The organism is Burkholderia sp. BCC0419 (assembly GCF_902830285.1).
Taxonomy (GTDB): domain Bacteria; phylum Pseudomonadota; class Gammaproteobacteria; order Burkholderiales; family Burkholderiaceae; genus Burkholderia.
In genome coordinates, this window is record NZ_CADESR010000002.1 from 699,264 (window position 1) to 710,882 (window position 11,619).

Consider the following 11,619-nt stretch of genomic DNA (forward strand, 5'->3'; position numbering starts at 1 on the left):
GGGCTGGGCGGCAGGCGGCCTGAATCCTCAGGCCTGCACGGCGGCCAGGCGCTCCACGAACAGGTGGTGTCCCGGGCGGCATGACAGTATCGAACCCTCCGGGCCGCCCGCATGCAATTCCACCCCCTCAAAATCGGGAATGGCGAGCTTCGCACCCTTGTCCACCAGGTCCTCGCCGCCGATGCCGACGCAGTAGGCTCCGGCGGTAACCGCCGAGGTGACGCCGCTGCCGGCATCCTCGAAGACCACGGTCCGGGACGGCGGCACGCCGAGACGTTGGGCCGCCAGCAGGTAGGGATCCGGATGAGGTTTACCCCGCGCCACGTCGTCGCGCTCGACGATCACCGAGAAGTAGGCCTTAGCCTTCAGCATCTCGATCACTCGGTCTATCTTGTAGCGCCAGCCGCTCGTCACCACGCCGATCGTGAGGCCGGCCGCGCCGAGCCGCGAGACCAGCCGCGCCACGCCAGGGATAGTCTCGTAGTCGGCGGTGTTCTCGACGTGGATGACATGTGCCTGCACCTTCTCCTGGTCGGCGCGCGGCAGATCGTGAAACAGCGCGCGGATGGTATGCGGGCCGGGTTGTCCGTGAATATGCCGGTGGATGTCGTCCTCGCTGATCACGCGTCCGTAGCGCTGCGCGGCCTCGCGCCAGGCTCGCTCGATCACCGCCCTGGAATCGACCAGTACGCCGTCCATGTCGAACAGAACGGCCGATACGTTGGCTGCGTAGTCGCTCATCTCGCCTCCTCGATCAATTGAAGTTCGCTCGACGCCGTGGTGCGGGCCGCGGCAACCACCACCTGGCCGAGCGAGATGCCGCCGTCGTTGGTCGGAACCAGCTGGTGGCAGTAGGGTTTGAAGCCGCGCGACTCGAGCGCGGCCAGCGCGTTCACCAGCACGAACTCATTGCTGAAGACGCCGCCGCTCATCACGATCTGATCGACGCCGAAGCGCTCGGCGAGGCGCGCGCCTATCTCGCCGATGATGTCCACCACGGTCGAATGGAAGCGCCGGCTCAGTTCCGCCAGATCGGCGCCGGGCGCCAGCAGCAGTTCGACCGCCTCGCGAACGATGGGGCGATAGTCGACCTCGAGGCATCCGTCGCGTGTTCCGATGGCATAGCCGAACGGCTCGGCGGTGCGAAAATCCCGCTGCAGCAAGGCTTCCATTTCGATCGCCGCCTGCGCCTCGTACTCGATTCTCGAGCAGATTCCCAGCAGCGCGGACATGCCGTCGAACAATCGGCCCATGCTTGTGGTGGTGGCCGTGTTGATCGCGCGCGCGGCCATCTTCACGAACACGTCGCGCCGTTGCTCGTCCAGGGCGCGCAAGGCGGGCACCGCCAGCTCGGCCGCCTGTTCCCCGAAGGTCTCCACCAGCAGCGCGATGGCGATGCGGATCGGCTCCTTGACGGCCTGGTCTCCGCCGAGCAGCAGCAGGGGGCGCAGATGTCCCACGCGCTCGAAGCCGGTCGCATCGCCGAGCAGGAATTCACCGCCCCAGATCGTGCCGTCGGGCCCGTAGCCGGCACCGTCGAAGATCACCCCGATGGTGCTGCCGGACAGGCCGTTCTCCGCCATGCACGAGACCATGTGCGCGTGGTGGTGCTGGACCTGGACCACCCGCATCTCGGTTTGCTCGACCGCCGCTCGGGTCGAGCGAAACGCGGGATGCATGTCGCAGGCGAGCGTGTCGGCCTGGACCGAGAGCAGCGCCTGAAGGTGGGCGGCGCAATCTGTATGGGACTTGAAGGTGGTGTCGTTCTTCAGGTCACCGATATGCTGGCTGATGAAGACCTGGTTGCCCTTGCCAATGCCGACCGTGGTTTTCAGTTCGGCGCCGAGCGCAACGACCGACCCTACCGGATAGGGCAGGTGAATTGGATAGGGCGCGTAGCTGCGCGAGCGGCGCATGAAGGACATCAGGGGCGCATCCTTGCCCTCGCGCACGATGACGCGAACCACCGAATCATCCACGCGGGTTCGAATATCGCGGTCGTTCAGCACGAAGGCATCGACGATCTCCCGCAGCTGTTCGAGCGCGGCATGGTTCTCGTAGGCGATCGGATGTCCCGAGAGATTGCCGCTCGTCATGACCAGTACCGGCAGCGACGGATCTTCAAGCAGGAGGTGCTGCAAGGGCGTGGAAGGCAATGTGACGCCAAGATGGGGGTTGCGCGGCGCGATCGCCTCCGGGAGCGTCTCGGGACGCTTGCGCAGCAGGACGATGGGGCGCTGCGGGCTTTCCAGCAGCGCCTGCTCGTGCGGGTTCACGAAGGCCCAGCGCGCTGCTGCCTCTCGATCGGCGACCATCACGGCGAACGGCTTCGCATCGCGCCGCTTGCGGCGGCGCAGTTCGCGCACCGCCATTTCGTTACGGGCATCCACCACGAGATGGAAGCCGCCGAGACTTTTGATCGCCAGGATTGCACCAGCCCGCAGCCTGGCGATCGACTCGCGCACCACGTCGTCGGTCTCGACGGGTGCGCCGTCCCGGTCGGTCAGCTGCAGGCGCGGCCCGCAGACGGGACAGGCATTCGGCTGTGCGTGGTAGCGGCGGTCCTCGATGTCCTCGTACTCGCGACGACAATCCGGGCACAGTGTGAACGCCCGCATCGTGCTCTGGGCGCGGTCGTACGGCATGCCGTGGATAATCGAATAGCGCGGCCCGCAGTGTGTGCAATTGATGAAGGCGTAACGGTGGCGGCGATCCCCGGGGTCGCGCAACTCTCGCAGACAATCGTCGCAGACGTTCGAGTCGGGCGGAATGATGGTGTCCATGTACGCCAGGTCGACGCTCTTGCGGATCTCGAAGCCTTCGTGGCGTGGAGCAGGCACGTCATGCGCCACCCGCCGGACGTCGGTGATCCGCGCAAGCGGAGGCGGGTGCGAGACCAGCTCGTCGATAAAGCCGTCGAGGGCCTGCTCGGAAGCCTGCAGCTCGAGCAGGACGCCTTCCGAATCGTTGAGCACCCAGCCGTTGGCTCCGTGGCTGCGGGCCAGCTTATGCACGAAGGGCCGGAATCCGACGCCCTGGACGATGCCGCAGACCCGGTAGCGGCGAGTCTGCGTCGCGCCCTGGAACTCAGCAGAGTCGGGGAAGTTCCGCGCCATGGAGTTCCTCTAGGGTGACCTGGGTTCCGTCCGTCTCGACCAGGCGAACTTCGGCACCGGATGCGGCCCCGACCTCGCCGATGATGGCGGCCTGCCTTCCCGCTGGATCCTCGCGCAGGATGGCCAGCACGTCTTCCGCCACGTCGGGCTCGACGAACAGGCAAAGGCAGCCTTCGTTGGCGAGATGAATCACGTCGATGCCGAGCATATCGGCGGCCATGGCGGCTTCCGGCAAGACCGGGAGCGCCTTGCGCTCGAAGCGTATGCTGCATCCTGTTGCGCGCGCATGCTCGTGGAGCACGGCGCACAATCCGCCCCGCGTGACGTCGCGCAGCGAGGCGACCTTGCCGGCGGGCACGCCTTTCAAGACCGAATCGACCATGTGGTTGAGCGGCGCGCAGTCGCTCAACACGTTGCGCTCGAAGCCAAGGCCCTCGCGAATCGAGAGCAGGTGAATCGAATGATTGCCGATATAGCCGCTCAGCAGAATTTTCTGTCCGGGACGCACGTTCTGGATGGAAACCGGTGGCCGTTCCAGCACGCCTACTCCGGCCGTATTGATGAACAACCGGTCGGCATCGCCCTTGCGGACCACCTTGGTGTCGCCGGCGACGATCTTCACGCCTGCGGCACGCGCCGTATCGCGTACCGACGCGATGATCGTCAGCAGCTCGTCCATCGGCATGCCGGTTTCGATGATGAGACTGAGCGTGAGATACAGCGGACGCGCGCCGCTCACCGCGAGATCGTTGACAGTGCCGCACACGGCGATCTTGCCGATATCGCCGTTGCCGAAAATGATCGGCGTCACGACGAAGGAATCGGTGGTGAACGCGATCCGGTTGCTCGGCAGCTCCAGCAGCGCGCTGTCCTCCATGGCGCCCAGGTAGACATCGGCGAGGGTTTCGGAAATGCGCTCCACCAGCTCCCGGCTGAGCTTCGCGCCGGTACCGTGATCCAGCACCACTATCTGGCTGGGGTCCGGGGCCGTTGCGACGGCCGAGCCGCCAGTGACCGTCACGCGCTCGGTCAGCGTATGGGCCGTATTCATGCGAGTGCCTCTTCGCCGCGGCCCGGGAGATCGTCGTGCTCCTTCAGCCGCTCGAGGATCTCGGACGAGGGGGCGATGATGGCGCAGTAACTGGCCAGCCATTCGAGCGCGCGATCCGTGTCTTCGGGCTTCGGTGAGAACACGCCGTCCCGCGGCACCCAGATCTTGTAGCCGCGGAAGAAGGCGTCGGCGGCCGTGGTCTGGACACAGACATGAGTCTGCAGCCCGGTGACGATCACAGTCTTCACGCCGCGCGCTCGCAGCGTCTCGTCGAGTTTGGTTTCGTAGAAGCCGCTGTCGCGGCCCTTGACCACCACCAGGTCGGACGGATGTACCACGTCTTCGATCAGACGGTTGCCCGGCGTTCCCGCGATGGCCGGGATCGCGCGTCCCCGATAACGGCTCTGAACCTGCGGGTCGTCGGGGTCGTGGATCAGTTGCAGATGCACGACGAGTTGCCCGGCGGCGCGGATGCCGTCGAGGAAGGTATTGAACTGCTTGAGCAAGCGGCTCAACTGCTCCGGATCGGTGGAGATCTTGTGGGTGAACTCGTATTGCAAATCGTTGGTGAGCACAGCGACGTTCGGCATGATTCGATCACCTTTCTTTCGTGTTTCTGGTTGGCGCCGGGTGCTCCGGCGATGCGGGGCGACTGACTTCAAAAACCAGTGGAACAGATAGGGCAGCCATCTACGTCATGGTGGTGCGGTTGCATATGCAACCGAGCGGCCGGGTGCTTGCCGAACAAGGCGTCTCATTTGGCGGTATCGGCCGATTTATTCTTATGTCGATTTTTTTAAGTTACGAAACAATGATCGTGTCGCCACGCTCGCTTGTCAGGTCGCAGCCAGAAGCGGCGACTGGGGAATCGGGCGCCATTTGACCACGCAAAAGTCGTTTCGTAAAATGACATTTTCGACCCAAACAAGTCGAATATCGAATGGATATCAAGTTGCTACATGCCTTCGTTCAGCTGGCCGATGCCGGCCACTACGGCAAGGCGGCGTCGAAGCTGTTCGTCACTCAGTCCACGCTCTCCAAGCAGATTCACGCGCTCGAAACCCAGGTTGGCGGGGCGCTGTTCGAGCGCGGCCGGCATGGCGCAAAGTTGACTCCGTTGGGAAAGCTGCTGCGGCAGGAGGCGAGCGTCCTACTGCGCCTGAGCGACGAGATCGATGCCAAAATGCATCGCGCCATTACCGGCACGAGCGGCAATCTCGACATCGGCTTCGGGATCTCGACGCTGATCGCCGCACCGAGACTGATTGCCGGCTTTCGCGAGACGACTCCCGATTGCCTGATCACGCTTAACGACCTGCCGTCGAAGGAGCAGCACGAGCGCTTGCTCGGCGGCAGGCTCGATATCGGGTTTTGCCGAGCGCCCGAAGGAATCGCTGGCCTGTCGTTCGCGCGGATCCTCGATGAGCGGCTGGCGCTCGTGCTGCCTCGCGATGTGAGGATGCCTTCACGTAGCCGGATGTCGGCATTGAACCGCCAGGGCTTTGTCGCACTGGCTCCCGCGCGCGGCCCGGGGCTCGATGCGCAAATCGCTCAGTGGTGTGCGTCCGCCCACTTCGAACCGCGCATCGTCCAGCGCGCTGACGACATTCTGACCGTCCATTCGATTGTGGCCGCCGGTCTGGGTGCCGCCTTTTTGCCCTGGCATGGTGTCGAGGCCCTAGGCGAGCGCACCCATCAACGCGTCCTGACCGGGCCGGCGTCGAAGTGGCCGGTGGGTATCTGCTGGCGCAGCGACGATACCAATCCGCTCGTGCTGCGGTTAATCGATTACGTATTGAAGCATTCGTGAAAGAAACTCAAGTCGAGCCCGCGGACATCCGCACCGGACCGCGGATCCAACCGGTCGATGCAACCGCTTGATGGCATCGTTCAGCCGGTGTATCGAAGTTGTCTTGCGTGAGCTTCATATGAACCTCGGCCGGCATCGCCGCGCATGCATCGCAGCTGCCATTCCGCGCCCCCTTCATCCCGCCTTCTGACCATGCCGCGCGATCCGCGCGGCGCGGCAGCGGTGAACCTGGTCGTCACCGCCACGCGGCTCGTTTATCGCGGAGGCCACAGCCTGCGGATCGACAACGACGAGATCAACGGGCCTGCGCGCCTTGCCGAACCGGACAGCATCGTCGCGACGATCCTTGAACAGGTCGCCGAGTGTGACATCACGCCGGAGCAATGCTTTACGCGTCTTTCAGCCAGGGCATTTCCACGGGTGACACGACCAGTTGCCGGAATTCGCTTTTCAGATCGAAGATAAACCCGACCAGGATCATGGAGTCGGCGTAAGGAATCGGAAAGACCTGCGGATTTTCCGGGGTACGCAGCGGGCGCTCCGGCGTGTCCGCTGTCGCCGCGGCGTTTTCGCGAACACTTTCCAGATCGTCTGCCATGGCCGGGCCACCGACTTTCAGCACACGGCTACGCAGGTCACTGAAGGGCTCGATGCGCGCAGCGTCTTCGTGGTATTCGGGTACTTCATAAACGAACCAGGACATTGTCGTCTCCCATGAGAAGGGGCGCTATTCTAACGCTACGCGAGGATCCACCGAAAATCGGCCAGGTTGGCTTCGGCGCGGCTGCGGAACCATTCGCGATTCAGCAACTCATCGCGCAGCTTGCCATTGAAGCTTTCGACGAAGCCGTTTTGCCATGGGCTACCGGGCGTGATGAAGGCCGGGCCGATAGACGCATCGCGCAACCAGCGCATGACGCGGGCGGCGGTAAATTCCGCACCGTTGTCCGACCGAATGAACGCCGGCTTGCCGTACAACCGCATCAATCTCGACAGCACCAGAATCACGTCCTGCGAGCGCAGGCTGGCGCCGACCTCGATCGCCAGACATTCCCGCGTGTATTCATCGATTACGCACAGCATCTTCAAGACCCGGCCGTCCACCAACTGATCATGGACGAAGTCGTAGCTCCAAACCGAATTGGGCCGCGTCGCGCCGGGCAGGCGAATGTCGCTGCCGCAGCGTCGCCGGCGCGGTCGCCGTCTCGGGATGCTCAGCTTCAGGGCTCGCCACAGGCGGCGCACCCGCGATTCGCCCAACGACAGCCAGGCCGAGATACGGCGATAGCCAAAGCGCGGTACCTCCTGAGACGCTGCGATCAACTGCTCGCCCAGAAGCCGATCCTTCTCTGGCTGCTTGGGTTTGTAAGCCGGCACCCGGCGACTTAACTCCAGGTAACGACATGCCTTGCGTTGTGACAGCCCCCGCCGGATCAGGACTTCCAGCGCTTCGCGCCGGCCCGTCGGGGTGCTCATTTTTTTCGGCTGAACTCCTTCAGGCCATCGATCACCAGCAGTTGCTCGGCGATCAGGCGTTTCAGCCGTTCGTTTTCCGATTCAAGCTCTTTGAGCCGACGGGCTTCGGCCACATCCATATCGCCGAATTTGTTTCGCCAGCGGTAGAACGTCTGCTCCGTGATGTTGTGCCGCTTGCACAGGTCTTTCACCGGCTCTTCACGGCTCTCGGCTTCCCGCAGAATGCGGATGATCTGTTCGTCGGCGTGTCGCTTCTTCATCGAGTTCTCCTTGCCTCTAGGATAAGAGAACTCATTTGCCGTTTGGCTACACGATCTGTCTCAGGTCAGTGTATCTCAATTGCTTATATCTCTTTCGGCGCGGCAGTGCAATGCCGACCCTCACGCTCGTGCGTGCAAGGTACCTAGTCTTTTGAGTGGAATTATCGCACTGGTCACCAAGATCATGCCTAGAAGTGGCGTCTGCGACAAATGCTCCTTTGCCACCATAAATCCGCCAGTCGTCTCGCCCAATGCGATTCCGAGATTGAAGGCTGAAATATTAAGACTTGACGCAAAGTCAATTGCCCCAGGGGTAAATGATTCTGCCGTCGAGAGCATCGCCGCCTGACAAGCTGGCGACATGCCGAATGCAAGGCCTCCCCATATGAACAATAAGCACACCAGTGCAACAGGGAAATGAGCAAGAAATCCGATGGCAGCGAGCGTTCCAGCCAACAGGACGAAGATCGCCTTGAGCGTGCCGAGCCAGCCGATTCGCGCGGCTGCCGCGCCGCCGATCGAGTTACCGAATAGCGTCGCCAAGCCGAAAACAACGAGCATCAGGTTTGCGCCATCTGTCGTGAACCCAGCCACATTTACCAGTATCGGCGTGATGAAGGAAAACGGAGCAAAACTTGCTCCAAAACCAAGAATCGTAACTGCCATCATCGTTAGGATGGCTGGATTCCTGATTGTCATTAACTGATCTGCTCGGCTTTGCGACTTGGGCATTGAGACGGAAGGAAGCCATTTGGCAATCGCGAGTGCCGAGGCGAACGCAACGGCAGCGATCAGCAAAAACGGCAGCCTCCATCCGAACAAGTTGCCGAAATAGGTGCCTGAAGGAACACCCACCACCATTGCTAAAGTGTGGCCAGCAAACATGAGAGCAATTGCCCGGCTGGCCTGTCCAGGTTTCGCCAGACGCGCCGCGACCGAAGCTCCGATCGCGAAAAAGCTTCCGTGTGCAACTGCGGTGAGAACTCGGGCGATAAGTAGTGTGCCGAAGTCCCTGGACAAAGCGGCGGCGACGTTCCCGGCGAAGAATACCAGCACTAGCCCAATGAGCAGTGGCTTGCGACCAAAATGCGAGGTCGCCAGGACTGTAATCGGTGTTCCGATTGCCAACGCAAACGCATAGACTCCGATAAGGCTGCCTGCTCGTGCCAACGAAACGTGGAGATCGGATGAGATGGCGGGTAGAACGCCGACAACGATAAACTCTGCGGCGCCGATCGCGAATGCCGTGACAGCCAACGATGCGAGAGGCCATAAAGCTTCATCTGGATTTCTGGTCATTCGCGCCCCGCGGCCTTCAATGCAATCTGATTGTCGATTTCTGGAGTCGCGCCGGATACACCGACTGCTCCGAGAACACGTGCGGCGTTGTCATATATGACAACGCCGCCGCCGAAGCCAATCAGACCGCCGTTTGTGAATTCGAGAGTGTATGCGATGCTGTCGGGACGCATTACCTTCCCGATTTCATCTGTATCTATCCGAAAAAGGGACGCCGTGCGTGCTTTCTTGAAGGCGACATCGATGGCGCCAGGAATTACGTCCGCCATACGTCGGAAACCACACAGAAGGCCATTTTTATCCACAACACTGACGCAAATGGTTGCATCCAAACTATCTGCGGCTTTGAAGGCGCGGGAAATTATTACTTCCGTTATATGTTCCAGCAACAATTGATGACTCTCGGCTAAATGTTGTTTCGCGCCCGTCTGTCTTCGACAAACGGGCGTGGCATGAGATCAATCGGTAAGCGAGTAGGGCTCGTCAAGGGTCATGAAATGACGCCATCGAGAACGTAAAAGCTGCCGTCGAGTTTCGTGTAGAAAGTCTTGGTTTTCTTTGCTTCGAAATTATCGCAGTGCACGATGGTGGATTTGTCGTCTTCCTGCCACCAAAGCAGGAAGTCACCCCCCGGCAATGCTTGCCAGCTAAAAGGCATGGTCATTTTCGCCCCCGCCATTTCGCCGGCCAGAAACTCTGCGGTGACGTGCTTACCGTCTTCCGAGTAAATGTTTTTGAAGATTAAATTGCCGCCATAATTGACGGTGAACTCTTGACCAGCATAGGGAAACAATTGAGTCATCTTTTGCTCCGGTATGTTACAAAGTGCTTTCATGGAATGGCTGATTGCCGTCCATCGAAACTGTAATCTATCGGGTAAGATGAGATAAATGGGCTTTCCTTCCTTGCATATCGGACATTGATGTCCTGAATGCACGGTCAAGCCACATAGTGAAAGCGGAGCGGCAGCGTCGGGCATCGAGATTGAACTGACCGTGCCCGTGTGCGCGTCCCGGTATGATCGATCCAGTTCAGTTGTGCCTTGTGCCGCGCCGCCTGACGCCAGCACGATTTCTCCGCCCAGCGGTACCCGTGTATGGCTGGCGGCGGGCGTCACCAATATGCGCCATGGCATGAATGGACTGCTCGAGAAGGCATTCGTGCCGATTCGGACATGCGCCGGCCGCTGCACCCTTGATGGACGGAATGCCGGTCGTCGGCCGGAAGACGTGGGTGGAGTGCCCGGATATGCCGATTTCCTCGAAGCGATCACTGATCCGACGCACGAGGAGCACGACTACTTCTTCGAGTGGCGCGGTGGCAGCTTCGATCCTGCCGCCTTCGATCTCGTGCTTGCGAATCAGCGGCTTTCAGAGGTCAAGGTCCGATCGTCAAGGCGGCCTTGGATTGACGCTTACACAGTACTGGAGACTTGATGGACAATTTTGCGGGACTCGTTGCGTTCGTCAAATCGGCGGAGACGTGCAGTTTTGTTGACGCCGGGCGGATACTCGGTATTTCTGCCTCAGCTGTGGGGAAAAGTGTTTCTCGCCTTGAAGCGCGCTTGGGGACTCGGCTGTTTCAGCGGAACACCCGGAATATGAAACTCACCGCTGAGGGCGTTCTCTTCTTGCAGCGATGTCAGCGAATTATCTCGGAAATGGCTGCGGCTGAAGAGGAGCTGTCTGACATTAAAGGTGTCCCAAATGGTCTATTGAGAGTTAGTCTTCCCTATGTCGGAACGCTACTTCACTCAGTTCTAGATAAATTCATGATTGAGTTTCCTGACATTGAGTTGGAGGTTGATTTTTCGGATAGAAAGGTAGACCTGATTGACGAGGTTTTTGATGCAGTTGTCCGAATTGGAGATGTTGACGACAGCAGATTGGTCAGCCGGCAAATCCTGACCTTTCAAAGATTTATGGTGGCTTCGCCAGATTATCTTGTCCGCGAAGGCAGTCCAGAGATACCAGCGGATCTTTTGCGACATAGATGCCTGCTCTATAAATTCCATAATACTGGCAAGATTGAGCCGTGGCCCGTCGACGGCTGGAATAGTCTGATTCTGCAAAATGTGCACTCTGCGATAAGTTGTAACGCTATCGAAACGCTTGCTTTCCTCGCGATTCAAGGTCGGGGCATCGCTTGTTTGCCAGATTTCTGTGTTCGCGATGCTCTTGAGCGCGGCCAGTTGCAAAGGGTGCTTGATGCAGAGGAAACGCAGCCACGTGCATTGACAGTTATTTGGCCTTCGAACAAGTATGTGGTGCCCAAGCTGCGCGCTTTTATCGATTTTTTGAGCACGCATGCGTTCAACGCGCAGAATTAGAAGCTTGAAATCCAAGCGGCTCCGCGCGGTCACGGTCAGTTCGATATTCTCGCGCGCGTGGGGGCATGATGTGAGAGCTTGCCGAGTTCTATGTGAATCACGTGATCTGTCCAGATCAATCTGACAATCAGATGGTGGAGTGGACGGCTTCAGTTTGTCTGCCACATTCCAAGGTACCGGTTCTTCGATCTCCAGGATGAGCCAGCGTTGTTCGGTTTCGACGGTTTCGCCTGCGTGGTGAATTCACTTACACCTCATTGAGATCTTCTGCAGCGTGA

General features: G+C 60.2%; 12 protein-coding genes and 1 pseudogene. 3 read left to right on the forward strand and 10 right to left on the reverse strand.

What is annotated here, in order from left to right:
• Nucleotides 1–27 precede the first annotated feature (27 nt).
• Genes HWW87_RS16580 through HWW87_RS16595 form a run of 4 tightly spaced genes read right to left on the reverse strand, consistent with a single transcriptional unit; the run spans nt 28 to nt 4,757 of the window.
• Nucleotides 28–741 carry an HAD family phosphatase gene (locus HWW87_RS16580; RefSeq protein ID WP_175821204.1) on the reverse strand — a complete coding sequence of 238 codons (714 nt, stop codon included), beginning with the start codon at nt 739–741 and terminating at the stop codon, nt 28–30.
• Entirely contained in the window at nt 738–3,116 is a 2,379-nt protein-coding gene (hypF, locus tag HWW87_RS16585; RefSeq protein ID WP_175821205.1) for a carbamoyltransferase HypF, read from the reverse strand. Before hypF ends, HWW87_RS16580 begins: the two co-directional genes overlap by 4 nt.
• Nucleotides 3,088–4,167, reverse strand: a complete 1,080-nt coding sequence (hypE, locus tag HWW87_RS16590) for a hydrogenase expression/formation protein HypE (protein ID WP_174430479.1) — start codon at nt 4,165–4,167, stop codon at nt 3,088–3,090. The genes hypF and hypE overlap by 29 nt, the downstream gene beginning before the upstream one ends.
• Nucleotides 4,164–4,757: an isochorismatase family cysteine hydrolase gene (locus HWW87_RS16595; RefSeq protein WP_175821206.1), complete on the reverse strand. Its 594-nt coding sequence runs from the start codon at nt 4,755–4,757 to the stop codon at nt 4,164–4,166. Before HWW87_RS16595 ends, hypE begins: the two co-directional genes overlap by 4 nt.
• 350 nt (nt 4,758–5,107) lie before the next feature.
• Between HWW87_RS16595 and HWW87_RS16600 the strand changes: the two genes are divergently transcribed.
• Nucleotides 5,108–5,977: a LysR family transcriptional regulator gene (locus tag HWW87_RS16600; RefSeq protein WP_175821207.1), complete on the forward strand. Its 870-nt coding sequence runs from the start codon at nt 5,108–5,110 to the stop codon at nt 5,975–5,977.
• 174 nt (nt 5,978–6,151) lie between these two features.
• On the opposite strand, the gene HWW87_RS16605 is transcribed toward HWW87_RS16600, so the two are convergent.
• The 6 genes and pseudogenes from HWW87_RS16605 to HWW87_RS36980 form a co-directional block, all read right to left on the reverse strand.
• A complete protein-coding gene (locus HWW87_RS16605; RefSeq protein WP_175821208.1) occupies nt 6,152–6,361 on the reverse strand; it encodes a hypothetical protein in 210 nt (69 codons plus the stop codon).
• A 4-nt stretch (nt 6,362–6,365) separates the two neighbouring features.
• The gene (locus HWW87_RS16610) at nt 6,366–6,680 is read right to left on the reverse strand and encodes a helicase (protein ID WP_175821209.1); all 315 of its coding nucleotides are present in this window, start codon (nt 6,678–6,680) and stop codon (nt 6,366–6,368) included.
• 68 nt (nt 6,681–6,748) lie between these two features.
• Nucleotides 6,749–7,713, reverse strand: a pseudogene (locus HWW87_RS16615) (IS3 family transposase); the annotation flags it as partial.
• A 120-nt stretch (nt 7,714–7,833) separates the two neighbouring features.
• Nucleotides 7,834–9,012, reverse strand: a complete 1,179-nt coding sequence (locus HWW87_RS16620) for an MFS transporter (protein ID WP_175821210.1) — start codon at nt 9,010–9,012, stop codon at nt 7,834–7,836.
• On the reverse strand, nt 9,009–9,404 hold the full coding sequence (locus HWW87_RS16625) for a heme-binding protein (protein ID WP_208449941.1): 396 nt from the start codon (nt 9,402–9,404) through the stop codon (nt 9,009–9,011). Before HWW87_RS16625 ends, HWW87_RS16620 begins: the two co-directional genes overlap by 4 nt.
• Before the next feature lie 98 nt (nt 9,405–9,502).
• Entirely contained in the window at nt 9,503–10,147 is a 645-nt protein-coding gene (locus HWW87_RS36980) for a hypothetical protein (RefSeq protein WP_208449942.1), read from the reverse strand.
• Between HWW87_RS36980 and HWW87_RS16635 the strand changes: the two genes are divergently transcribed.
• Both HWW87_RS16635 and HWW87_RS16640 read left to right on the forward strand, forming a co-directional pair.
• Nucleotides 10,146–10,448 (forward strand): plasmid pRiA4b ORF-3 family protein, encoded by a 303-nt coding sequence (locus HWW87_RS16635; protein ID WP_244107261.1) that lies wholly within the window; start codon nt 10,146–10,148, stop codon nt 10,446–10,448. The genes HWW87_RS36980 and HWW87_RS16635 overlap by 2 nt on opposite strands.
• Entirely contained in the window at nt 10,448–11,341 is an 894-nt protein-coding gene (locus HWW87_RS16640; protein ID WP_175821211.1) for a LysR family transcriptional regulator, read from the forward strand. Before HWW87_RS16635 ends, HWW87_RS16640 begins: the two co-directional genes overlap by 1 nt.
• The last annotated feature ends 278 nt before the right edge of the window (nt 11,342–11,619 follow it).

Excerpts from the sequence above, each read along its gene's own strand:
- HWW87_RS16580 (WP_175821204.1), bottom strand. The coding sequence starts at position 741 with ATGAGCGACTACGCAGCCAACGTATCGGCCGTTCTGTTCGACATGGAC.
- hypF (WP_175821205.1), bottom strand. The coding sequence starts at position 3,116 with ATGGCGCGGAACTTCCCCGACTCTGCTGAGTTCCAGGGCGCGACGCAG.
- hypE (WP_174430479.1), bottom strand. The coding sequence starts at position 4,167 with ATGAATACGGCCCATACGCTGACCGAGCGCGTGACGGTCACTGGCGGC.
- HWW87_RS16595 (WP_175821206.1), bottom strand. The coding sequence starts at position 4,757 with ATGCCGAACGTCGCTGTGCTCACCAACGATTTGCAATACGAGTTCACC.
- HWW87_RS16600 (WP_175821207.1), top strand. The coding sequence starts at position 5,108 with ATGGATATCAAGTTGCTACATGCCTTCGTTCAGCTGGCCGATGCCGGC.
- HWW87_RS16610 (WP_175821209.1), bottom strand. The coding sequence starts at position 6,680 with ATGTCCTGGTTCGTTTATGAAGTACCCGAATACCACGAAGACGCTGCG.
- HWW87_RS16620 (WP_175821210.1), bottom strand. The coding sequence starts at position 9,012 with ATGACCAGAAATCCAGATGAAGCTTTATGGCCTCTCGCATCGTTGGCT.
- HWW87_RS16635 (WP_244107261.1), top strand. The coding sequence starts at position 10,146 with ATGAATGGACTGCTCGAGAAGGCATTCGTGCCGATTCGGACATGCGCC.
- HWW87_RS36980 (WP_208449942.1), bottom strand. The coding sequence starts at position 10,147 with ATGCCATGGCGCATATTGGTGACGCCCGCCGCCAGCCATACACGGGTA.
- HWW87_RS16640 (WP_175821211.1), top strand. The coding sequence starts at position 10,448 with ATGGACAATTTTGCGGGACTCGTTGCGTTCGTCAAATCGGCGGAGACG.